Source organism: Asaccharospora irregularis DSM 2635 (assembly GCF_900129815.1).
In the GTDB taxonomy this organism is placed as follows: Bacteria; Bacillota; Clostridia; order Peptostreptococcales; family Peptostreptococcaceae; genus Asaccharospora; species Asaccharospora irregularis.
In genome coordinates, this window is the sequence record NZ_FQWX01000030.1 from 1 (window position 1) to 26740 (window position 26740).

The window sequence follows — 26740 nt, forward strand, 5'->3', positions numbered from 1 at the left end:
ATATGAATAATGGCGTTATTTATTTCTATTTTTATGTATTTAGAAGAAGGCTCTGCATTTTTAGGATTTATCGGAGTAGATACTTTTGCTAATTCTACTTCACAAAGGGTTGGTTCTATTTGTTGATGAGCCAGTCGTTTTCTATGGTAATAGAATTGACTTTTAGATATTTTTTTCTCTTTACAAAATTCTGTTGCAGTTGCATCATAAGATTTGAATTCTTCAATGATTTGATCCCATTGTTCTATGCTGTTTTTTACATACATAAGGTTAGCCTCCATATTTAATTTTATATTAATATTTTAGCTAACCTATAATTTATATTGTAGTCAGAGATTTTTTGACGTTTACACTCATATTCGTAAACAGTCTCCATTATTTTTACTCTAATGCAGCCTTGATTCCTAAGGCCACTTCGTATGCAAGATTTACAGGAACGGCATTACCAATCATTTTATAAGCAACATCAGTATTCTCATAGATGTATTTGAAATCGTCTGGGAATCCTTGAACTCTTGCAACCTCTCTAATAGTCATTCGTCTATAAAGATGTTCTTTACCTTCTACGAATCTACAATCATTTTTCCCGAATTTAACCATTTTAGGTGCTTGTGGATGAAGCTGGCACTGTCTTCCTGATGCCTGCACAGTAAATCCTTGTTCATCCCAGTCTCTCACTCTATTTCTACTCATGAAAATGGTTGAGAATGCGCCAGTAAAATATTCATTGTTATTAATTGCATTTGGATTATGCTTGTTTTTTTCTGCTGCCGGAACTGCGGTATCCTGTAAATCCCAAATTATGTCTCTCAGAGTAATTTTTTTATCATCATCCTCTGTAGAACCTTTTGGGAATTCAAACTTGATTTTTAAATCTTTTCTGAATCCAATATAGAATACTCTTTTTCTATCCTGTGCAACGCCATAATCTTTTGCATTTACAAGTGTAAGCGATACATCATAGCCAGTCTCATCAAAAAGTCTCAATATATTTTGCACAGCGTCTGAATGTCTATTTGCTAACATCCCACTTACATTTTCTGCTAAAAAGAACTTAGGCTTAAACTCCTTTAAGATTCTGATGTAATCAAAGAATAATTGTCCACGCTCATCTTCGATACCTCTAAGAGCACCTGCTTCCGACCAAGACTGGCAAGGCGGTCCTCCGATTATTCCGTCTACTTCTCCATCAATATACTGTGCGATATCTTCCTTGGTCACTTTTCTTACATCGCCCTCAATCAATTTTGTCTTAGGATGATTCGCCTTAAAAGTAGCCCATATTGTTTTATCAAATTCGTTAGCAACTGGAATATTAAATCCCGCTCTTTCAAAGCCAAGATCAAGACCACCGCAACCGCTAAACAAACTAATTACATTCATTATTTTTCCTCCCATACCTTTGAATCTACTTCAAAGGAAATATCGTTCTTTTCACAAAAATCTTTGATTTTCTTTAATGCCTGATAATTCGGAATTGCCTTTTCGTTTTCCCAACGATTTACTGTTGAAAAAGAGACACCAATCGCATCAGCGAACTCCGTTTGATTCAACAGACATTTTCTTCTAATATCTTTAATCTCACTGCTTATACTCATGAGTGACCTCCTCATCCATTTATATAGCGTTATTATAGCATATTTAACGCAAAAAGTAAATTGATTTGAGTGCAAATTCCGCACCACCAATTAAATAAATACCATAAGACGTGTGCCAAAATACGGACAGCTAAAATCAATATTTTTGTCTGCCCAACCTTAAATCAACACTTCTATCTATCCACCTATAAAAATCAATAGCTTTTCAGCCCTTAAAACGCAAAAAATCCGAGGACCTGGATTTACTTCCAAATCCTCGGAAAAGCCTTATATTTCAAGCATTTTCACACTTTTACTTCTGTACTTGTCCCCTAAGACTAAAGTTTGATTAAAAAAGAGAAGTAGAAGTAAGTAAAATAGAGGATTGATGAAAAAATAGACTAAAATTTGATTAAAGAAATCTATAAAATTATTAATTCTAAAAAAATCAAACTATAACCAAAATTAGATTAAAGTTTGATTTAAATATAAAAAAGGGACTAAACAATATCCTGCTTAATCCCTGTATTTTTCTTGTTTTTAGTCTTATTTAATTTTCTTTATCTTCTTTTTTCTTCTTGTCTTTTTCCTGCCTTTAATCAAGCTTTATCAAATTAATCATTCTTTGTTCTAATTTTTTAAACTTTATTTACTGGCTACATAGTAATAATGCACAGCATTATTAAGAGATAAGGTATAAGTATCTCCATATGCTACTTATTACTTCTCCTTTGACTTAGAAAAAATTAAATCTTCATAATCATTGTATCCTACAAGTTTAAAATCATTAGCTTCTAATATAGATTTAACTTTATCTTTATTAGGGTTATCTTCTCTTATAATTACATCTAAAACTGTACCTATTTCATCAAAATAAATTTTTTCAAATTTATTAATTGCTTCTTTTGCATATCCTTTATTTGCACATTTATCAAATATAACTATGTCTAACTCATTATGTTTATCCTCTATTTTAGTTATAGTTATATCTCCTATATATTCTTCATCTTTATATATTTCAAAACATCTTTGTGCATCTACACACCTTTTAGATGGTTTTCCTTGTTCTATATTAGATAATTCCTCTGAAAACTCTTGCTCAGTTATATACAGACCATAATTTTCTTTATATTTTCTTAAATGTTGTATATGTTCATTTGTCCATAATGGATTTTTATTTTCAACAATATTCACTTTTACTCCTCCTTAAGTATATCACTTTTTTAAACTAAGTTTGTACTATCTATTATTTCAACAGTATCATATAGTTCTATAATTTTTGCCCCTCTATTTACTAAACTTTCATAAAAACTTGGTACTAAATCAACTATAAACAGCCTATACCCATATTCTTTACATATATTATATATTGAATAAATTATTTGTTTACCAATCCCATTATATCTTAATTTATCTAATAAAATTATTGTAGGTATTTGAATTTCTTTCGGTTCTATATTATCTATATTTAAAATTATTCTAAATACAGTTTTACTATTTGTGTTAGCCCCTATTATCTCAAGTCTATTTAGGTGTTTTCATTCACCATAAAGTTAAACTCACTATATATATTTAGTTTGCTGAATATTGCTTTTTCAAACTCATTTACTACATTGTATCCATTTTGATTATTCATAAACCTTACCCCTATCTAATCTTAATAATTAATCATAGGCTCTATTTTAATTAATTTATATAATACTCTAAAAACTGAATACATAGTATATCCTATGTATTCAGTAATTGATGTTTATACTATCTGTTTTTTAATATCTAAAGCTATAACTTCTAATCTCTTTTTTGTATTTCCTATCTCTCCTCGTCTTATTTCCGTACCTTTTATATCTTTTTTTATCTTAGAATTTATTGATTGCATTCCTATATGTTCTATGCATACCTTGTCTGCAATGATATCTGATTTCTTTTCTAATATTTTATCTACAGCTAAATTCGCATTTTTACCTGCACATATAATCAATTTTTTAATGTTTTTAATCTCATTATATAAGCGATTCAAATTTTTTTCTTCTAATACCTCATTAATTGTAGCCTCTGTTCTATTTGTTCTTGCTTTAAACTCTACATTTGTAGTAGAATTTGTTATATTAATGTCATTTCTTTTAAAAGACGCTACTCCTATTAACTCTTTATCTAAAATCTCAAGTAACATATTTAAGTTTTTACCTGTCTGACCAGACGCAGGTTCTTTAGATTTTTCTTCATATTTACCGGGACAAGAAAAAACAAATATAATATCATCTTGATTTCCTTTTTTGTAATGACACATAATAAATTACTCCTTTAGATATGTTTTATATATGCATTAAAATATTAGGCTCTAACTATATTAACTGCTCTAATAGTTCCCTAATTTCATCTATCTTACTTTCTTCTATTTGATTATTCTTATATCTATACATAATATTTAATGGTTTTAAATCTTTCCGTTTTGGAGTATCTATTTGTAAAAAACCTTCTATATCTGTTTCAAACAGATGTATTTTTTTTGTAAATTTATTCATACTACTTTTAATAAAGTCATTAAATATACCTTGAATTCCTTTGTTAGCATCACTATCAATTAACACAGAATGTGAAATTGCTAATTTAGAAAATAAATTCATATATCTATTAATATTAAATTTACCCATACAATCTAATATGTATATGTTCATCTCTTTTAAATACTTCCATCTTGTATTTATCAAATACTCAAAAAATATTTTTTCACTTGGTCCTTCGCATAAAATTACATGATTTACAAAAAACATAGATGTTCTTTCTGAATTTAGCCATAGAAAATATTTCATTGATTCTTTATCTAATACATCGTCAATATTAATATTTTCATTAGCTAAACCTCTTTTCCTTATATCTCCTTGTAATTTAGTATTTTTAGATGTATCCAATATATATTTAAAATATTTAAATATACTTATATTGTCATCATAGAGCTCTTGCAAATCTTTTTCATTCATTTGATATATTTCACTGATACCACTTACCTTTTTTATTTTGCAAAGATTTTTTAAATCTTCTGTATTTTGAGATACAAATATATTAGAATGAGTTGTTATTAATATTTGGTGATTATCCTCATTTGAAAGTTCTTGTAAACTTATATTCAATTTTTCTTGTTGTGATGGATGTAGGAAAGCTTCTGGCTCTTCAAATAATATTAATGTTAACTCAGGATTAAAGTCTAATTTTCTAATATTAGATTCTTTATATTTTGCCGATAATAGTATTAGAGTATATATTAAATGTCTCTGTACACCCTGACCACAATTATCTACATCTATTGTATTGTTAAGATTAATATCCTCTACATAATGGTTAATTAAACTTTTAATAATTTCTTCTTCTTTTATTGCATTTATATTTATACCAAAGTTTATCCCCCAAGTATTTATATTACTATTGATGTCTTGAACTAATGTATCTAAAGATATCCCTTCACTTGTTGTCTCTTTTTTAAAATTACTATTAAATGCATCGAAACTATATGCCAGTTCTTTATATGCTGAGCTACTCTTCATAATTTTTTTCATTACATAATTGAGTAAATCTCTAAATGGTGATGGTCCAGTTAACTTTAGCATATCTGAACTTTTACTAATATCTGGTATATATATCAACTCTCCTAATTTAGATTGAGAAATGTTTTTAGCTCCATAAAATAAGTTTTCAGATAGAATACCATTTTCATATGCATATATATTACTTTGATTAGATTTAACATCAAACTTTTCCGAATAAAGATACTTTCTTACTTTTAAAGTATTGTCATTTCCCCTATATTCAATTTTTAGATTTTCATATTCATGTTCTTCAAGCTTATATTCTATCTCTATCCAGCTTTCTTTATCGTCTGTACTGAATTTAGGGAAGTCTTTTTCCATATTAAACTTTATATTATCCTCATAGAAAATTCTAAGTGCTGTCATTATATTTGTTTTTCCAGAGTTATTTTCACCTATTAAAAGAGAATAATCATACATATCAAATAAACAGTCTTTAATCGACCTAAAGTTATGAATTCTTATATTTTTTATTTTCATAATCTCCTCCATATACTATTGCTACCTTTTTAATTAATCCCACTTTATAATAAATTTTATATTACTAATATTAATTTAGTTTAACTTAAATCAACTTCCATTTAAAGAATCAAACATATTCTCTATTTCTGTATCATAATTACTGATTTCATCTATTCTTGAATCTCTATATTCATCATATAAATAATCTTCGTATCCACTAATCTCTTGCTCATGCTCTATTAGCTCGTCTAATTTAAGTTTATATGCTTCACTCTGTGATTCATCATATATAATTCCAAAATAATCATTAATATAGTTACATAGTTCTATATACTCAGATAGTTCATCAGCAACATCTATATTAGATATTTCATTTTCGATTATAGATGTTTTTTTATCATAATAACATTGTTCAATACTTTCAAGTACATTTTTTTCTATATAGTAACCCTCATTACTTATTTTTTCTAAGTATTTTACTATAATGTTAAATTCTTCTATATATTCAATTTCATATAAAAAATCTACTATTACATTAATTATTAAGTCTACTATTTCTTTAAAATTAGATATTTCAATATCATTTTTACTTAATATATTTAATAATCTCAAAAAATCTTCCATTTCATAAAAATCAAAGTTATCAATAATCTGTGATAATAACTCTAATATAAATTTATCATCCTTAATATTAAATTTGTTCATTTTTTCTATAATATATATTAGTCTATTAGAAAGAGTATCTATTTCTTTACCTATTATGTTTTTATAATCACAACAAAAAGTTCTATCTGATTTATATACTAATTTAAAAGATTCTAATATATTTCTCTTAATTTTTTCATTTATAAAATTAATATCTCTATCCAATAGAATTCTTATTTGCCTAAAGTATACTACTGATTTTATACATTCTAAATACTCATTTTTATTTTGATAAACCTTTAATTCAATAAAATCTTTTATTGATGGATTAGAAAAACTAATAACTATGCCATTGCCTTTTTGCGTTATTTTAATAAAATTTCCATCTAATTGTTTTAATGCCTTATTAAAATCATCTCTATTTCTATCAATTCCATACTTATCACATATGTAAGAATTATATTTATTAAAACTTAATTCTAAATTATCTATAGCTGTTAAATCCGGCATTGTAGAAAGTACAACTAACAAATTTTTAGACGGATTTATTAATTGATTATCGAATATATGTCCCCATATTTTATTAGGATTGTTCAACATATTTATAAAATCAGTATAAAAATGTTCTTCTTCCTTGTTTATATATTGTTCTGTCATCCACTCTATAATACGAGGATTATAATTAATATGATTTATGATATTCATATACTTTTTCCCAATCAGTAGATTATCAATTGCTTTTTGGGGTATATTTGAAAAGTAAAGATGATTGAATAATATTTTGGCTTTATCGAACTTAGTGTAATCATCTAATTTAATACAACATTGATTCACATCAAAATTAAAATTATTGAATTTTTCATAATAAATTTTAGCACTATTCAATATATACTCTCTGGTTGTTAATATAAACTTTACATTCTTATTCTTACTTATTATAGATATAAACTTTATTATCTTATCATCTTCATTTTTATTTAACTTTGATTCCAGTGAAGTCTGTCCTAAAAAATCATCATAATAAAATAATTGTTTTTTATTTGGATTATAAACACGATATGCTTCCCCTATATCAGAATTTATTTTATATACCTCATATTCTTTATCTATGTAATGTAAAATTATTATTTCTGCTAATGTCGTTTTTCCTATACCCGGTATACCCGTAATAATACAATAATTTAAAGTTTTTAGCATATTTAATGCTACAAAAAAGCTTTTATTTTGTACATAATATTTACTTTTTTGCATTATAAAATCAATTTCAACTTTAGACTGATTATATATTTCACTGTGAATTATATTCTCCATTAAGTTTGTACTTGTTAACCATAATTTATAATTATTTTTTTCAACTTCTGGATAAAGATTTAATAAATTATTCAAATCTTCTCTTCCTATAATGTATTCTTCCGTTTTACAGTAAGGATATAATATCTCAAATAGTTCCTTTTTATTGTTTGGCGTTAATCCCATAGATGTTACTACTATATATTCATCACATTTAATTTTAGATAATTTTTTTACTTCCTCTATTAAACTGCGCTTTAAACTACTATACCCAGAATTTGCATAATGCTTACATTGTATGATTGTTTTACTTCCTTTTGTCTTAGTAAATCTTAAATCTATCCCATCATCCTTACCAGTTTTAAAGCTCTCTATAAACACACCCAGTTTTTTTTGCAAAACATCTCTTGTTAATAACTCAAAATCATAACTTGATAAGTTTTTAAAATCATAATTCACCATTTTATACCTCATTCTTTTAAATATAATACTATTTCATTAATAACATATATGACTTATTTTATCATATTTAATAGTATTAATTGGAATTATATATTAATATAAAATTTTAAAATATGTCTATAAACTTACTTATATTAATTAGAATTAGAATTCAAAAATAAACTAAGTAAATAATCCTTAGTTTATTTTTGAATTTGCTATTCTTTTATATATAGTTTATTTTTATTAGATTTTTTAGGTGTTATACTATTGAAAAACTCATTATCATTCCTATACATCCAAGTATACAATCCCCTCCCAATATTCTTATATTCACTTCTACTTAACCCCGGATTATCATTTATTAACTTAATCCATTTCTCTCTTTGTTCATCTCTATCTAACCTTGGGTTAGGAATATATATATATTCTTTCTTCCCAATTGCTTTATCTATTTCAAAAAAATCCTTTATCCTTATACCTAAAAACTGAATAATTAATAAATGCCTAAGCATATGTTTTTCTTTATTACTATTTCTAATAAATAACCTTAACCAATTAGTTTCACTTCCAATATTAAAATTACTTTGCATTTGATTTAGGTATTTTTCCCCATAAAAACTCTTAAATTCTATTTCAAATAATCTTATATTAATACTTCCATTTTTAGATGTTAATCCTTTATTCCTTAGCTTATCTATATATATTTCTAATATAAACTTAGCATCTTTTCTATTAATATCATTTCTAAGTAAGTATTCTACATTTTCAATATACTTTAAATTTATGTCCATAATATCATCATATATTATTGTATTATCTACACTTAGGTCTACACTATCTGCACAAATATAATCAACCCTACTTCTGTTTGGATATACTTTTGATTTTGATAAACATTTATTGTGTTTTTTACAATATAAAACTCCCGGAACTTGATGCAAAACCCTCCAGTAAGATTCTCCATATTCTTTAATATCTTCTTCTATACAGGAGCTACAATATAATAATGTATCATTCATTTTTACCTTACTTCCTATTAGACCAATTTGTGCATATGGATTACATGACTTACCTTTCATCATATTATTCATAATCATCTGTGCTTTATCTTCACTTAAAAATGAAGTAAATGGTCTATATAGTGTATTATTTTTTATTATATCCTCTGAATTTATATTATTATTAGGAGGTATGTTATTAACTAAATCATCTATGTGTACAGGAAAATGTAAATTATTTAATGATACTAACTGATTATATAAATCTTTTATTAATGCTTTCTTACTTACAATTCCTGCAACTCTTTTATATCTACTAATTATGCTATATAGTAATTCTCCTTCATATATTCTTGGAAATAGATTTAACATAGTATTTCCTCTAAACTTTTTATCAAGTTCTGCTCTTTAAGTAGTTCATGTACTGATTTTTCATTATTTTTTAGCACTATCTTTCTTATATCATCCTCTTCTAAATCGTCTATTTTAATTTTTTTGCTATTATGTTTTTTTGCTTCTTCAGCTTTTAAATATTTCTTATTATCTAACCCTCTTAAATTTGATTTATAATCAGTACCTATTGTACTTTCTATATTCAATTTTTGAATATCTTCATATTTGAATTTATTAACCAAATTATCATCTTTAATTGCATTAATCATAGGATTTATTAGTTTAAATTCTTTATCCCAGACTTTATCAATAAGTTCTTCTGTTATTTGTCCATGACCTTTTTCAATTAATTTAATCTGAGTATAGAAAAATAATTTAACTACCAAGTCACTTAGCCCTTGAGTTTTCTCATAAAATTTATTAACTAATTCTCTACTAAGTTTTGTATTTTCATTAGTCCATTGGTATTTCCATATTCCTCTTATAAATATTTCAAATTCTTTATCATTATCCATATTATTAAAGGTTATTGTTCCTGCTCCTGTAACTCTTCTCGCAATTCTCATTTCATTCTGTAATATAGAGTAACATGCAGGTGTTCCAATCAATAGTATTGGTACTCCAAATGAATTCATTAGAGCTACTAAATAGTTCATTACTTGTTTTGAATTTTTATTAAGATGCTGTAGCTCATCTATAACTAATAAACCTAATCCTACGCTATTAGCACATTGACCCATTAAAGGAAGTAATATATCGGTTGAATACTTACTTGATACATATCTTTTCATATTATTAGTACCAAGTAAGTCATCTAATTTAGAAAAAAACTGTAATGTTAGTGCTTTAATACTACCATTATGGGGTGCTTCTAATTTTAACCATGTAACTTGCATCTGATTAAAGTTAACATTATTATACTGTTGGTGGACTATGACTTGTGGTATATTGCTTAATACTCTTTGAGTAGTTGTAGTTTTACCCATTCCTGACATTCCTATCAAAAGACCACATTGAGCTGTATTTCTAAAATTTTCATCTGAATCTAAATTAAATTTATTATTAATAATACTATCTCCCAATGAGTTAATATATTTTTTATATGTTGGGTTAAATGGATTTCTGGAAATATAACCTTGCCTAATTAATCTATTTATCATATTCCAAATATCTACATGTATAGGTAATGGTTGAAAAACCTTGTATAATCTTGGTAAAATATTCATCTTTAATTCTTTATCTAATTCTATTTCTTGTTTTTTTATTGTTGGCTTAAATTGTATCTTCTTTATAATTTCTTCTTTTGATTTTATATCTGGCAATGATTCTATAAATGGATTACCTTCAAATTCTTCTATTAACTGTTTTTTATATTGTGCTTCTATTCCAACAGTTCCATTTGGTAATATAATATCCCTATTCATAGTCATCACTCCATTCATCATTTAGTATAGATTCAAATATATCTAACTCTTCGATATCTTCAACATCATTTTTATCATCTAAATTTCTATGATATGCTCTCTCTTTATCTAAATTATCATTTATTCCTTTTAACCTTTGTGACTTAGAAATACTTCTATCTTTCATCTGCTCTTGACATTGTTTAGCATTCAAAGTTATCTCTTCAATTTCATCATATAACTCCATTTTTGCTTTTAATTCTTCTTCTTGATATTTTTCATATATATTCTTCTGTTGCTTAAAAATTATATTTAGTTCTTCCTCTCCTATCTCCTTATACTGCTCTTGATATGAAATTAAACTAAGAGTATCATACTCCAATCCACTTGGTTTTATATAATATATCTCGGATAAATCATTAGGATTATAAGATACTTTAGCCTTATAATTACCTTCTACTCTCGCCTTTTGAAACCATCCATTTTTAATTGTCTCTGATGAAACATAGTACAATTTATTTAATCTAATTCCTTTTTCTGTTACAACAGCCTCTTTATTAGGTAATAAATTCATCCTCACAATTTCTTTATTTAGTTTCCTCATCAATCCTTTCTTTTCTTTAACTCCATAGTTCCATATAAGATTTGGAATTTTAGGTATATCATTTTTAATAGTTATACCATCACACTCATAGCCTTTCATTATATAATTGTTATTGTGAAATAATACCCACTTTATTACTATTGCTGTAATCTCAGTTAATGTAAGATTTGCTTTTAGTCTATAATCCTCAGCTCCTCTTTGTATTTTATTTATTCCATTTTGCACAACACCTTCACAGAAGGGTTTGATAAAATCATTAACACGATTAAATAACTGCTCTACAATACCTTTTAAATCACCACGATAACTTGCAGTATTTTGGATATTTATTCCTAAGTTTGCTATTGCATTTTCAACATTACTACTTATCAATTCTCCTCTATCTGATAAAATTCGTTGTGGTATACAATCTATATTCCAATCCTCTTTTTTTATATCAATTCCAAATTTTTTACAGTATTCTACCTTATCAGAAAAGGCATTAATTAGAGCTACCATAGCTCCTGTATATGAATTAAATGGTTCTATGGTCACATTTATCCCTACAATCATTCTGCTATATACATCTACTACAATGTAGAGTACAGGTCTACCTACTATTAAGTTTCTATTTATTTGTGAAACTATATATACATCCATTATTGTTGAATCAAGTTGATATACTTCTCCGGGAGAAGCTCCATCTTCTAATGAACTACTTAATAGTGCTCTTGTTTTTTGTTCATATATACGTTCTCCATATCTTCTTGATAATTTGTTTTTATTATCATTTTTGATAATTTTATTAAACCAATAGTAATACTGATTTAATGTAGGAATTTTAGCATTTTCATTTATCTTTAAATAATCTCTCATTGTTAGTTCATAACAAATCTTAATAGTATTTTTTTTTGGAGTATTATAATACTTATTAATACCTTTTCTAATTACTTCTTTCATTTCATAATCTATTACTACTGCATTTTTTTGATTTTTTATATTTCTTTCTTTTCCTTTAGCACCACAATTGTTATATTTAGGAATTAGTGAATTTAAATTTTTACCAGATTTCAAATAATTACATAGTAACCTTTTAACTGTACTATAACTTACTTTATATATTTTCATCGATTTTTCTATTACTTTGTCTCTTGTGTCTTTATAAAAAATATCATTATCTTTTAGCAAGAAACTCACTATTTCATAATTTAAATTACGTTTTTCAATATCTCTTGCCTTATATTCAGATGAATTTATGTACATAAATTCATCCTCTTCTACTTCATCTATATTTTCATTAATATACTTTTCTAATGTATATATATTTACTACTTCTGCCCATTTAATTTTGTTATCTAAATTTATATAAAATATATTATTTTTTATATTATCAAAGCCTACTATTCTATATCTAATACTATCCATCTTAAAAATTAAGTTTTCTTTTATAATCATTCGATATATACATCTCCTCTAAAAGATATAATAATATCTGATATTGGTCTATCTAAAATTATTTTTTCTTTCATATTTATTTCAATTTTTTTAATGGCTATTAAATATCTGAATAGAAATAATGATGTTCCATCTTCTATATTCTTTATATCATCAAATAATACTAATACTTCATCTAATACCTTATCTTTATTTTTTATTATAAATTCATATAATTCTAACGCTAAAGTATTCTTATTTTTAATTGATTTCTCTATTAGAGCTTCTCTGCACCAACTAATATTATTAACTTTAACTTTATTTATCTCTTTCTCTGTTATGATATAAAATTTAATACCTCTTGCACCCCAATATCTTCTTTCTATCTCTAATTTTTCTATTGTAGTTTTTATATTTAAATTAGATGAATTTTTAACAGATATTGCTATATTTTCTTTATGTGTATTTTTATCCACAGTAATTAAAAAACTTGTGTATAAATCATATATTTTCTCGCTTTCTTTGCTCTTAAATTTATCTAATCTCAAATTTTCTATTCTTTCACTTAAATATTCTTCTAAGTTTTCCATATATTGATTTGATTTTATGTCCATAATTTTATCGCACCACTCTAAAAGTAGAAAAACTCTTAGTTGATTATCACTCAATAAGTAATGTATTTCTTTTGTTTTATAACTATATATCCTTGAACATCTTCCTAATGAACTAAATGTGCTTATTTTTAATGGTGTCATTTTTTCCTCACTTTTGACTATAAAACACAAAATAAAAAGCATTGATTATAGTCAATCATTATTATTTTTTTTTAATGATTGAAAAAATCAATGCTCTCCATTTGAATCACCTTTAGATTCATATTCTTTTTTTAACTTATAAAATGTTGTTCTCTTTAAATTAAGTAATTCCATTGCTGTATTTCCTGTTATTTCTCTTGTTTTGTATTTATTATAAACTTCATCCCAGTTATTAGGATAATCTATCTTTTTTCTTCCTTTATACTTATTGTTTTTTCGAGCTATAGCTATCCCTTCTCTTTGACGCTCTAATAATACCTCTCTCTCAAATTGACTTATAGAACCAATTATAGTTAACATCATTTTACCAGCAGGTGTATTAGTATCTATACTTTCCTTAATAGAAATTAAACTTGCTTTTTTCTTTTCTGTAATAAACTCAACAAGCTCTAAGAGATTTTTAACCGAACGTGCGAGTCTTGAGAAACTCTCCACTATAATTTCATCGTTCTCTCGAATAAAACTGAGCATATTTTTAAGTTCTGGTCTTTCTATATCTTTGCCACTACATCTATCCAAAAATATTTTTTCTACTCCTCTTTCTTCCATCATTTCAATCTGTCTTTGAGGGTTCTGTGAAATGGGGTCACTGACTCTTACATATCCTACTTTCATCATTATGCCTCCTACTAATTTTACTATTTGTTCGTTTAAACTCAAGAACTTAATATACAATTGTTCATAATTAATAATCTTTCAATTAAACAAACTAATTTAATTTAAAAATGAACTTCATCTATAGCATACCCTATGTGAACTATTTTATCTAATGGATATTATTGGGTATTAAATAAAAATAGAACCTATCAACTGATAAGTTCTATTTCCTCTAATCTACATAATCTATCTAATAATGTCGTATTCTTTTTAGGTGGTAACTTTTTAATACATTCATTAAAAATTTCTTCATTACCTATAATAATCACTTGCTCCTTTGCCCTTGTTACTGCAGTATAAATTAAATTTCTATTTAAGTGTTCTTTATGTTTTTCATCAACCACAAATATAACTATTTTACATTCATCTCCCTGCATTTTATGTACAGTAAGACTATACGACAATTCAATCTCTTTAATTTCATCTCCTTCATATTCAACTATCTCACCATTATATATGACATCTACTTTGATTAAATTTTCTAATTCTATTTCTATACTACCTACTACACCTTGCTGTCCATTATATATACCTTTATGGTAATTATTAGTATTTTGAATCACTTTATCCATACATTCAAATTTATATTTTCTATCTTCTTTTATAACTTTTGAAATTTCATAATTTAATTCATACGAACCATTCATTATCTTTTTATATGGCGATAATATCACAATATCATCGATACTATGTCCTTTATTCAATAATTGTCTAACTTCTTTCTTTACTTTGTCAAGAATTTTATCACTCTTACAATTTTTCATTACAAAATCCGTATTATTAATTATTAATGGGTCTACTTTATCATCAGTTGTTTTTCCTTGGATAATTTTATTGGAATTAAGTATTATGTTACTTTTATTTTTTTGCCTATACACCTTAAATAATTCTGTTTTATGAATTAAATTACTATCAACTAAAGCCTTAAACACTTGTCCGAATCCAATGCTTTCATTTTGATTATAATCACCAATGATTACTATCTTTGTGTCTTGTGATACTCTTTTAAATAATTGGTAGTATAAATCCATATCCACCATACCACCTTCTTCTATTATCAATAAATCCAGATTAATATCTTCTTCTCTATTATCATTTATATATTTATAATCAGCAGATAAATTCAAAAATCTATGAATCGTTTCTGATGGTATTGATTCATTTTTAATTTTACTTACCGATTTACCTGTAAATCCTACTATTTGAATTTTTGCATTTGGATTCAAATATTTAAATAACTTTATTATTCCATAGTATATAGTTGTTGTCTTTCCCACACCTGCACCACCTGTTATTACCGATATATAATTTATAGCAGATTGTTTTATTGCTATTAGCTGTTCTTCATTAAATGATTTTATTTCAGAGTTATCTAATTTTAAGAATTCATCTATTTTAGATATTATTTTTTTATCTTTTATGCCTACTCTTGCTCTTATCATATCTTCAAGTTCATCTTCAATATCGTAATATCTCTTTATATAAATTCTATCATTTTTAATAAGTGCTACTCCACTATTATGCAGGTTTTCCAAATATGTATCTATATTTTTACTTATACTATAATTTAGTTCTTTTGTTCCATATTTCAATTCTTTTAAGTCATGTTTTGTAGCAAATGTATGTCCATTTTTATACATATATTTTAATACTATAAATATACATTTTAGCTCTTCTTCTTTTTTACTCAACTCCTCTATTACTTCAAACTTATCTGTATATTCAAATAAAACATATGGCTTTTCTAAAATAGTATTATAAGTATTTAATCCATATTTCTCAACTATCCTTGAACTAATATTGCTACTTTCTTTTTGTGTCATTCCGTAGCTATTAAGTAGTGACTCTGTTATATCTTCTTCAATCATGTACTCAGCTTCTTTAAGAATTTCACTTTTTTTATGTTCATCTATATTTAGTTTGCTAACTTCGCCCCTTATAAAATACATATATCCACTATCTATATTTAGTTTAAATTTCTTATTTAATCTCTTAATTAGTTTGTTATATCCAATTTTTCTTATATTCTTTATACCTATTTCATTTCCATTTAATTCATTATCTATAACTTCAGCAATATAAACTTCATGCCTTTTAAATGTATAATTTCCTTTATAATGAAGATATTCAATAGCAGTTCCATTATATATTTCCTTTTTAATCTTTACTTTTGTTGTTTTTTTATGTTGGTAAATCACTTCTAATACCTTAAATTCCATACTTGTTATTCCCCCTAATTCTTCTCTTTATCCTCATGTAATTTTTTACTTGTATTATTATCCTGAAATATATTTTTAGCTACTTCTAATCCAAATGCTTTCTCACATGAATTAACATCAAATTTAGACTTCGAAATATTCATATCTAATAAACTTTTTGATTTATAATCTGCATAATTAAATAGTTCATTATCATATTTAGGTACATAAAACGATGTTATATCATTTCGTTTTTTATTTTTATTACTTGCCAACTTTTTCTCTAATAAGCCTAATGCACAAAATAAATTTATATAAGGTGTAACTGTTGATTTTTTTAATCCTACTTCTTGTGCAATAGTTAAATAATCTACCACTATATATACTTTATCTTCATATTTAGCTTGATATACTCTTTCTATTGATAGTTTATTTATTGCTTTTAAAACCTTTTTGGAATCTTTAATTAGTTTAAAAAGATTTGGATACTTACTAAATTGAGTTTCTATCCAACTAATATTTTCATAATATTTTTTTATCTCTCTATTAATATTTGAAATTTGAATATCTAATTTTTTTGATAGTATTTCGATAGCTTCTCCAACCGTGTAATTATATATTGAACAATATATATCAAACACAGAATATTTCCACATATATTTTGTACTATCACTACTATCTGCTATATATAAATACGCTTGTTGACTATTATCGAAATCTATATAATGATATGATTCTTTTTTCAGTATCATATTAATCATTGTTCCATTTTCTTCAATATAAAGTAAGTCAGTTTGTCCCACATTTACATTATATTTATAAAAAAAATTCTTCATTAATTTATCTCTTATATCTTTTTCTGGATGATTAATTTCTTTATAAATATTAATATCTATTATATTTGATTTATAGACTCCCCCTGATTCTATTCCAAAAAGATTAAATATATTTTTTTTATTTATTGTGTTTATAAATTCATTTTTACTTTTTACTATTGTTCCTATATCTTTTCTATATTGTTCTAAGAATAATTTTTCATTATTTTCAAATCTTATTTTATATTTTTTTAGTAGTTCTTTATTTTGCTTAAGTTGTTCAATCATAAATTTGTTTTTATTTGAATAATCTTTATCTATTTGTTTTTTTAAATATTCATCACCTGACAGTATTGCTTTATCCCTATCATTGAATGTACTTTGACTATAGTTCATATTCCCCCCCAAATTTTATATTAGAAGTTAGCTCATAGACTAACTCCTATTTTTTATTTACACATATTCCTAATGTAAGTTACAACTAAAGCTATTATTTGACTTGCTAAATTATTTACATGGTCATATACATCTTTGGATATGTAATTAGATATATAACAAATATCAATTTGAGCTATAGATTCTTTTAAGCTCCCTAAAGCTATGTTATATGAGCTTATTGCTTTTTTATAATATATATCTCCATAACCATGAGCTTCACTAATATTACTTAAAACAGATTGACTACTTCTTCTCAACTGGTCTTTCATAATATATTTTTCATAATTAGGTAGAGAATCAATTATTTTTATACATGCTTGTACATATTCAACTCCAAGTTGATATGCTTTAAGAGATTTCAAGTTTTTTGATGTATAGTTTGTATAATCTACTTCTTCTGTTTTATATTTATTTGATTTACTACTCATTGTTTTTTCCTCTCTTTTTATTAATGTAAATAAAATATTCCTAATTTCTATTAGTTTAGATATGTATTTTTTCTTATTTTCATAGTTTTGCAGTAATGTTTCTAATGTATAAGATTTATAAATAGCAAATTTATAATGTTTTATAGTTTCTTTTAAATAAAACTCTTTTCCATTTGCTAAAGCTATATTATTTATAATATTTATTACTTCATTCTTTACCTTATAAAAATTTGTATCGTATATTTTTATTTCACTTACTATAATTTGATATAGTTCTAAACTTATTTTATATGCTTTTAAATCCTTCATATTTTTTATGTAATACATAATTCCCCCATGTTAGTTATATTTATTTTTCAAAAAAATAGAGTTTATATAAAAGTTCATTAAAAATAAATATTCACACCTAAATAAATAGTTATATAACTTACAACTATTGTTTAGGTACAACGAATTCTATTAATAATAATCACTTCTATATAAACTCTAAAATCAAAATATTCTAATCTAAAAAAATAATTTATAAAAATTTAACTTCTCGCTTTTATTATATAAAAAATACTTTCCATTCGTAAATAGATTTTATGCACTATGATATTGATGTTTACTTTAAATTTAACACTTTTTTATTTTATGTACTTATAATAAGATTTTACTTATTCCTTAATGCTTAATATTACTTATATTATACTTATTTGTATTATTCTTCTTATATATATTTTGAGGCTACGCCTCTTATGTAGTAAGTCCAATTTATATTTTTTAACATTTCAATTTCCGTTAATAAAATATAAATATTTAGTCTTTTTATTAATATTTTATTAACGGCACAATTTTTTATCTGAAAGACAAATCTAAGTATTGATATACATATTATTTATAAAGCCTTATATATATGCAATTGATGCAATAAGTTGAATTAATAAAGACCTACTTTTATTAATCTTATAATATAAAAACTTTTTAGTTTAATAGTATAACGTTCGGTCGAATTTATTAAAAACTATAATACACTTATTGTTAAGCCAACTATTATAATTTTAAGATTGATTTTTCTAATCAACCTACTTAATTATTATCATTGATAGAGATAATAAAATTAATCTTAGTATCTCTATCTGTAATTCTTACTTATTCTTCTTCTATTAACAATTTACTTTCATAAAGCTCTTTTAATCTTTTAAATCTTCCTTGTTCTAATAATTCATAATTATTACTTGATATTATTTCCATCAATGCTTCTTCATCGCTTACAACATATGCATAGTCATCCTTATTTTCCCAATCATAAGTTAAGACTAATACATATTCCCCTTTCTTCAATTTAGTTATACCTTTATGACAACCTACTCCTCCATTACACAAATTTCTTCCATCATAATAATCTAAGTTTGTATTATAATTGACTACTCCTATTATTTCTTCTTTTTCTCTACTACTGTATACTTTTATCATTTTTATTCCTCCTAATTTTTTTATAATGATACCTGAATTAAAATAAATATATAACTAATTTTATTCACTATAATACTTAATAATTATTTAATATCACTTAAGTATTATTTCTTCTACAGTATATATTACATCTGTTATTTTTGTTATCTTAAAACACCTTAAAATCGTAACAAAATTTAAATCATCATCTACACCTGCCATAATTAGTATCTCATTAAACGTATTATTTTTAAAACGTTTCTTTAGAGTAGTTAAACAATGTATCCTCTTATCCCTATTTTTCATATAGTCTATACAACCTTTAGGACTAATCCTATAGTAATCATTTTTTTATTAATTCTAATAGTTCTTTATCACTCATATTTATCATTCCCCTTAATTTTTGCAACAAAAAAGACTTTGCATATTAAACAGTCACATAGAACAAGATAAATAGATATATTTATGTACATAAATATACATAAATATAAAAATATTTTATTCTATCTAACTGGGTAAAATACAAAGCCTTATATTAGACTTATTAATAAAAAACAAAAATTAAATATCCCAAAATAAAATTTTAAATCAAAAAATAAAAAATAATAAAATATTAAAAAAACTTTTATTAAGATAAATAGTAATACTTTTTATTTTATTTTGCAATAAAAAATTTGTTTTCATTTTATTTTTTTACTTTTTATTTTATTTTATATTTATAAAATATATATTCATATTTTTTTATATAATGAAATGAGTTTTTATATAATTCTATAAATATAAAAGAGTATCGTAAAAGATACTCTTCCTAATTGAGCTATTTAGAAAACATAGTTATAAGCATATCCATAAATAATATTCCCATACCAAATGCAACTCCAAAAGTCATATATAGTCTTACTTACTAATTTCTATTTGTTAGTATTATTTGCAGAAAATTTAAATGTACTTTTGGAATCTCATGGTTATTATTTTTAACTATATCTGTCAATGAACTGTTTTAGGGCAGACGTATAAATATCTTTCATAGTTATAAAGTAATTTTTCTTTGCAAATGCTTTTAACTCCTCTGAAACCTGCTTATCAACAACTACACTTCTTGTTATAACTTCAGTAGAACATGCTCCAATACAATCTTGTAAATTAACTTCTTTATTAATACTTTTTTTGAAGCCTTCATAATCTTTCAACAGTTCTTTCATTTGTGATATTTCTATATCCGTTAAATAATTTTCTTTTTCTGCTTTAATAAATTTCTTTAATGATTGAACATAATAAACGCCCTGTTCTTCCATAACTTTTTGTACCCATGTATATGAAAAATCAAATTCGTCAGTTATTCCTTTAGTACCACTAACTTTCAATACATCATTTAATTTTTTTATCTGTTCTTTTAATTCTAATGCTAAAAATTCTTCTTGTGCATTTTTGTTAATCTTTTTTGACATTATTCACTAATCTCCTTTATTATTTTAATGTTAATCTATTATACTGAGATAGTGTATTTTTATAACTTATATTTGTATTTCTACTGTTAATTAACAGTTATTTTAAAAATAAATATAAAAAAAGCTGATTATATCAGCTTTTTTACTTTAACTTATCTCTATAGCATTTTCCTTAATTTCTTTTATCGTATTTAACAACTTAGTTCTTACATCTATATTATCTCCAAAGAGCTCAACTATATTCCCAACACTTCTAAATGGGTCTTCAGTTAAAACTCTATTATCATCAATCATTCCATTTTTAACTATATAGTCAACTATTAGCTTAATAAAATGTATTTGATGTGTATTTAAGTTTTCATTATTTAATATCTCTGAAAAAGCTTCATTGGCCGCTAATCTATCTAATCCAACAATCTTTCTAACCAATTTTGTAACTGGTGTATCCCCAAACTCTTTTTCATAATCAGATGGAGAACCAAGCTTACTAAATAATATATCTTCTAAATTCTCTATATCTTGTTTAGTTAATTTTTTATTATTTCTTAACTTATATATAGATAACTCATCTTTATGTTCATTTAAATAATGCTCTACTTTTTTTCTATAATTTTTTAAATCATTTACATTATATATAGAATCATTCATTTCTTCTGCTACAATTAAATCTTCAAAATGAGTATAGTATATTCTCTGACTTTGCTTTTCTAAATACTTTACAAGCTCTCTTAAAGCCTCTCTAACTACTTCCAATTCAAATATATCTGCACTTTCCCAGAACTCTTCTGTCATTACTTTTTCTATAATATATTTTTGTTCTTGAACTTGTGGTATAGTACCTAATTTAGAAAGTTGTTCTGCTGTATCTATTACAGATTTAATACCTCTTGTAGCATTTGTTCCTTGTAAGTATGCAAGTTGTATATTAAACATAACTAAGTCAAATCTTTTAGCTAATTCATCATCTTTCAAAGGAACTATTAGAGGAGATATATACTCTTTAATTTCATTAACTGATAATGAACCCAATACACTCCATTCATCTTCATTCTTATATTTATGAACATAACTTAAATTCATTCTTACCATAAAATTATCTTCATTTAAAGATTTTACGTTATTTAATAATTCTTCTACTAATGATTTCCTTAAATTAATATACTCTTCTTCTGAGTATTTTAAGTCTTGAAGCTCTTTTATAATATTAGCTTTAACATTGAATAGTTTTTCTGTTAAAGTTTCAATCTTTCCTCCTTCGAACCCTTTTGGATTAACTCTAAAGAATTCAAAGTTATTACAGAAATCAAATATTAAAAACTTTTCTTTATCATATCCTAAGCCTAATAAGTTTTCACAAAGTCTTGTACCTCTACCAATCATCTGCCAAAACTTGGTTTTACTTCTTACCTTCTTAAAAAATACAAGATTTAATATTTCTGGTATATCTATACCTGTATCTAACATATCAACAGATACAGCTATTTGAGGAAGTTTATCTTTCTCTGAAAAATCATCTATTAATGTATCTACATAATTTGTACTATAATCTATTACTTTTGCAAAGTTTCCTCCATACTCTGAATAAATAGTATTAAATCTATCTACTATTGCCTTAGCATGTTTACTATTCTTAGCAAATATAATAGTTTTTCCAAGCTTCTCTCCACCTTCTACTCTTAAACCATCATTTATTAGTTTATTTAATACTAAATCTATTGTATTAGCATTAAAAAGCCACTCGTTAACTGCATTGTTATCTATCTCTTTATCTATATTTTCGTCATCATCAAAAGTATCTTCAAAGGCTTCTTTTTCTTCTTCAGAAAGCTCATCATACTTTATTCCTTCTTCCATTATTTTTGATTTTACTTCTACTGTTGTATAATCAACCAAATACCCATCCTCAACAGCTTTTTCATACTCATAAGCATATGTAGGAACACCATTTTCAAGGTCAAATACAGTATAAGTATTTTTATCTATTTCGTCCTTTGGAGTGGCTGTTAAGCCGATTAAACAAGCGTCAAAGTATTCAAAAATAGCTTTAAACTTCTTATATATAGACCTATGACTTTCATCAATTATTATCAAATCGAAATGTCCCGGAGTAAATAATCTCTTGCCATCTTTAGACTTAGTATCATCAATTGCATTCATCATTGTAGGGTAAGTTGAGAATACCATTCGTGATTCCTCTGGATTATCTTTATTATCTAATAAGTTACATAACGCTAAGTTAGGTAATAGCTTAGAAAAGTTATTTTTAGCTTGTCTTACTAATGCTTTTCTATCTGCTAAAAATAGTACATTTTTAGTCCAATTATGTCTTGATAGTACATCTACCAAAGATATTGCTGTTCTTGTTTTACCTGTACCTGTAGCACATACCAGTAACATCTTTCTTTGCCTTCTCTCTAAAGCCTCACAGACATTTTTTATAGCTTCTTTTTGATAGTATCTATTAGATATTTCATCTTTTATTTCAATTCTATCTAAAGACAATTTGCTACTTCTTCTATCTATCTGTAGTTGTAATTCTGGTTTTTTATAGAAACCATATACTCTTCTTTCTGAATATCCATTATAATCATCCCATATATAAGTTTCAAATCCATTAGTAAAGAATATTACTGGTCTTTGATTATATTGTTTCTCTAAGCAATCAGCATACAATTTAGCTTGTTGTTGACCAACTTTAGGGTCTTTAGAAGTTCTTTTAGCCTCTACAACTGCTATTGGTTTACCATTATCGCCATAAAGAACATAATCAACATATCCTAAACCTGTATCATTAGGCATACCATTAACTTCAATTTCTTCTCCAATATCTTTGTTAAAATCCCATCCTGCAAGTTTTAGTTCTACATCTATGTATCTTTTTCTTGTTTCAAACTCACTTATTTCATCTATTTTAAAATCATAGTTTTCAGTATTAGTTTTTCTCTTTTGAGTTAACTGTTTTATCAGCTCTTCATTCTGTTTTCTTATTTCTTCTATTGTCTTATCTTTTGAGCTTAATTTATCATATAAGTCATTTAGCTCTTCTGGTCTTGTTCTTTTTTCTTCACCGTCAAGCAATACACTTTCATCAAACGCTATTTCTTCATAATCATCACCATAACAATAGTTAATCCAACTTATAAATTGATGTAAATTATGTAGTGATAATATAGCTTCTTCTCTTTTGATATTTGCATTAGTATGAACTGCTACATTACCAAGTTTTATTACATACTTTAATAGCTGTAGCATTTCATAGTTTATTAATTCTATGAAGCTATTGTCATGAATTAATGAACTTATATTATCTTGATATGGTAATGTTAAATCAGAATCAAATGTATATACCCACTTTACTGCAAGTTCCAATGCTCTTCTTGATAATATTGCCGTAGTTGCAGGACTTACTAATATACTTTTTTCTGCTTCTATACAAGCATTACTAAAACTTTTAAAGTTTTCATTGTTTTTTAAGAATTCAAAATTACTCAATGCATCCTCCCCCTCCTCCTAAGTAAACTAATAGTATTTATTATAAGTTGCTTAATGTCTCATACCATATTTTATTTGTATTTAAGTCTATTCTCTCTCTATTTACTGGTATAATATTTAGATTTTTTATGCTATCTAACCTTAATTTATTTTTATATTGATTTTTAATACCTTTTTCATCATAGCTATTACTTTCATGTAAATGTAATATTACTAACTTCTTATCTTCATCTTCTATTAACTCTCTAAACATTCCATTTATATGACCATCATCTGAATTAAACCCAAATCCACAAATACAAATAATATCTGATTCATTAAATTTATTATATAATTCAACATATCTTGATGACATTTTAACTGATGTTAATGGTTTTATACCACTCTGAGTAAATAAAAATGGAACTATAATATGTTTTCTATTCTCATTATCCTCTTCTTTCACAATTTTATTTAAATAAGGGTCATAATAGTCATTGACCGAACCATTTAAGAAGAATACTTCTTTTCCAATTATATCTTCTATAAATGTATTATAATTTGTAGTTCCAATACAATATACTTCGTGACTTTCTTGTAATTTTTTTATATCATGATAATATCCATTTCCTTTATCTATATTATCTTTATTTTCAAGAGCTATATTGCTTATATATCTTCTAACTGTATGTAGAAAAATATTTATTTTGCTAAATTTTCCCCAATCAGTTTTGGGACTGTATATATACCTCCAGTTACTGTCTATAAGTGACTGGTAATCTAATGCTCTCGAATAAATATCCTCCAATATTAACATACCAAAATTAACTATCTTATCCTCATTACAATGAGTTTCTTCTATAGATATAATATCCGACTCTAATAATATCTCAAGACCTTTCATACCTGTATTGTTATAATCTAATGTGAATATAGCTCCTAAATCATCAAATAAGTCCATACTATCAGGACTCTTTTCAAATATACCATCATTTAGTTTATGTGTTAATTCTTCTCCTAATGAACCAATTAGTAGCTCTAATATAGAGCGTGTTATATTCCTAATTCCCTTTTTTAATTCTGGTTCAACATTTTCTAATTCAATAGCTTTTAAAAATGCTGAAAAATACTCTGATTCAAACAGCCCATTATATTCTTTATCTAATAAATTATTTAACTTTATATCTTGTCCATAAGTGAATGAACCTATGGACCTTCCTAAAATCTGTTCAAAAACATCATCAATATCTATACCTTTATTTTTTATATTTTTTACGATATAACTTACATTTTTATCAAAATTCTTTAAATAGTCTAATAGTGCGTGTCTTTTATTCTCTAAACTTCCTTTAACTAAAGTATCATACTGGCCTTTTGTAAATGCTGATAATTTTCTATTTTTAAAATCATCAGGAAGCCACTTTGAATATATAGATTGTGTATCTACATTTTGAATTTGTTCTTTTAATTCTTTTTTGTCTTTTACTGTATCCATCTTAAATATATCTAATGCAAATTTCCCACCTGAAGGTAGTCCGTAAGAACACTCTGCTCCTGCACCAAAAAATAACGATATTTTCTTCATTTGAATTTCCCCCTTTTATAAAAAATTAATTAAATAATTCCCCTTTAAATGCTTTTTGCATAAGTGAATTAAAATTGTCCTCTAATTCTCTTAAACTCTTTTTCATTTCAAATTTCAATTTTTCGACTTGTTTGACGAAGTCTTCAAATTGATTTTGAAGTTCTATTGGTGGTATTGGAACTTCAAAACTTCTAAATTCATTCATAGTTACTCTCGGCATTTTTGCACCTGAAACTTTTTCACTTATATAATCTACAAATGATTTATTTCTTAACATATGTGCTAAATAATATCTATTTAATACTCCTCTTACAGGTTGTAATGGAACCATTTCAGATGTAGCATATCCAATTTCATTTGGTATAACTACTTTATTCAAGTATGGTCTTAGCTTTGAGTATAAAATATTTGTCGTATCAAATGTACAAGTTGAATTTCCTATTTCATCTGTTGTTACATAGTTATATCCAATAATATTTCCTGTATTTGATTCAACCATATCTAAATTTAGTAACCACACTTTGCATTTGTTAAAATCACCTTTATAGTTAACTACAGGTGCTACATCATTCATCTTTCCTGTTTTCCAGCCTTTAACGTTTCTAATTGGGTCACCAAACATCTCGATAAATCTTGATTTA

21 protein-coding genes are annotated in these 26740 nt (G+C 25.2%); all 21 read right to left on the minus strand.

What is annotated here, in order from left to right:
• Positions 1 to 266: IS66 family insertion sequence element accessory protein TnpA (gene tnpA, locus BUB34_RS10070; protein WP_073126964.1), on the minus strand; the 266-nt coding region annotated here is incomplete at its 3' end.
• A gap of 115 nt (positions 267 to 381) precedes the next feature.
• Entirely contained in the window at positions 382 to 1383 is a 1002-nt protein-coding gene (locus BUB34_RS10075) for a DNA cytosine methyltransferase (protein WP_022059271.1), read from the minus strand.
• Positions 1383 to 1598, minus strand: coding sequence for a helix-turn-helix domain-containing protein (locus tag BUB34_RS10080; RefSeq protein ID WP_019189673.1), 216 nt, complete (start codon positions 1596 to 1598; stop codon positions 1383 to 1385). Before BUB34_RS10080 ends, BUB34_RS10075 begins: the two co-directional genes overlap by 1 nt.
• Before the next feature lie 699 nt (positions 1599 to 2297).
• Complete coding sequence (locus tag BUB34_RS10085; protein WP_073126966.1) at positions 2298 to 2771, minus strand: GNAT family N-acetyltransferase; 474 nt, start codon at positions 2769 to 2771, stop codon at positions 2298 to 2300.
• 556 nt (positions 2772 to 3327) lie between these two features.
• Positions 3328 to 3864, minus strand: coding sequence for a uracil-DNA glycosylase family protein (locus tag BUB34_RS10090; protein ID WP_073126967.1), 537 nt, complete (start codon positions 3862 to 3864; stop codon positions 3328 to 3330).
• Positions 3865 to 3919: 55 nt separating this feature from the next.
• The gene (locus BUB34_RS10095; protein ID WP_073126969.1) at positions 3920 to 5638 is read right to left on the minus strand and encodes an ATP-dependent nuclease; all 1719 of its coding nucleotides are present in this window, start codon (positions 5636 to 5638) and stop codon (positions 3920 to 3922) included.
• A gap of 90 nt (positions 5639 to 5728) precedes the next feature.
• The gene (locus BUB34_RS10100; protein ID WP_073126971.1) at positions 5729 to 8017 is read right to left on the minus strand and encodes an nSTAND3 domain-containing NTPase; all 2289 of its coding nucleotides are present in this window, start codon (positions 8015 to 8017) and stop codon (positions 5729 to 5731) included.
• 197 nt (positions 8018 to 8214) lie between these two features.
• Positions 8215 to 9369: a TnsD family Tn7-like transposition protein gene (locus tag BUB34_RS10105; RefSeq protein WP_073126972.1), complete on the minus strand. Its 1155-nt coding sequence runs from the start codon at positions 9367 to 9369 to the stop codon at positions 8215 to 8217.
• On the minus strand, positions 9363 to 10814 hold the full coding sequence (locus BUB34_RS10110; RefSeq protein ID WP_073126974.1) for an ATP-binding protein: 1452 nt from the start codon (positions 10812 to 10814) through the stop codon (positions 9363 to 9365). The genes BUB34_RS10105 and BUB34_RS10110 overlap by 7 nt, the downstream gene beginning before the upstream one ends.
• A complete protein-coding gene (locus BUB34_RS10115) occupies positions 10807 to 12831 on the minus strand; it encodes a Mu transposase C-terminal domain-containing protein (protein WP_073126976.1) in 2025 nt (674 codons plus the stop codon). The genes BUB34_RS10110 and BUB34_RS10115 overlap by 8 nt, the downstream gene beginning before the upstream one ends.
• Complete coding sequence (locus tag BUB34_RS10120) at positions 12828 to 13565, minus strand: heteromeric transposase endonuclease subunit TnsA (protein ID WP_073126978.1); 738 nt, start codon at positions 13563 to 13565, stop codon at positions 12828 to 12830. Before BUB34_RS10120 ends, BUB34_RS10115 begins: the two co-directional genes overlap by 4 nt.
• Before the next feature lie 87 nt (positions 13566 to 13652).
• Entirely contained in the window at positions 13653 to 14240 is a 588-nt protein-coding gene (locus BUB34_RS10125) for a recombinase family protein (RefSeq protein WP_073126980.1), read from the minus strand.
• A 191-nt stretch (positions 14241 to 14431) separates the two neighbouring features.
• Positions 14432 to 16501, minus strand: a complete 2070-nt coding sequence (locus BUB34_RS10130) for an ATP-dependent DNA helicase (RefSeq protein WP_073126983.1) — start codon at positions 16499 to 16501, stop codon at positions 14432 to 14434.
• Positions 16502 to 16515: 14 nt separating this feature from the next.
• Entirely contained in the window at positions 16516 to 17691 is a 1176-nt protein-coding gene (locus tag BUB34_RS10135) for a hypothetical protein (RefSeq protein WP_073126985.1), read from the minus strand.
• A gap of 53 nt (positions 17692 to 17744) precedes the next feature.
• Positions 17745 to 18488, minus strand: a complete 744-nt coding sequence (locus BUB34_RS10140) for a four helix bundle protein (protein ID WP_073126987.1) — start codon at positions 18486 to 18488, stop codon at positions 17745 to 17747.
• 804 nt (positions 18489 to 19292) lie between these two features.
• On the minus strand, positions 19293 to 19616 hold the full coding sequence (locus tag BUB34_RS10145; RefSeq protein ID WP_073126989.1) for a hypothetical protein: 324 nt from the start codon (positions 19614 to 19616) through the stop codon (positions 19293 to 19295).
• Positions 19617 to 19709: 93 nt separating this feature from the next.
• Entirely contained in the window at positions 19710 to 19901 is a 192-nt protein-coding gene (locus tag BUB34_RS13115; protein WP_143153371.1) for a hypothetical protein, read from the minus strand.
• Positions 19902 to 20569: 668 nt separating this feature from the next.
• The gene (locus tag BUB34_RS10150) at positions 20570 to 21043 is read right to left on the minus strand and encodes a hypothetical protein (protein ID WP_073126991.1); all 474 of its coding nucleotides are present in this window, start codon (positions 21041 to 21043) and stop codon (positions 20570 to 20572) included.
• A gap of 147 nt (positions 21044 to 21190) precedes the next feature.
• Complete coding sequence (locus BUB34_RS10155) at positions 21191 to 24535, minus strand: DEAD/DEAH box helicase family protein (RefSeq protein ID WP_073126993.1); 3345 nt, start codon at positions 24533 to 24535, stop codon at positions 21191 to 21193.
• Between the two features lie 40 nt (positions 24536 to 24575).
• Positions 24576 to 26099: a hypothetical protein gene (locus BUB34_RS10160; protein WP_073126994.1), complete on the minus strand. Its 1524-nt coding sequence runs from the start codon at positions 26097 to 26099 to the stop codon at positions 24576 to 24578.
• 25 nt (positions 26100 to 26124) lie between these two features.
• The coding region (locus BUB34_RS10165) for a restriction endonuclease subunit S (protein ID WP_200787916.1) at positions 26125 to 26740 on the minus strand (616 nt) is incomplete at its 5' end.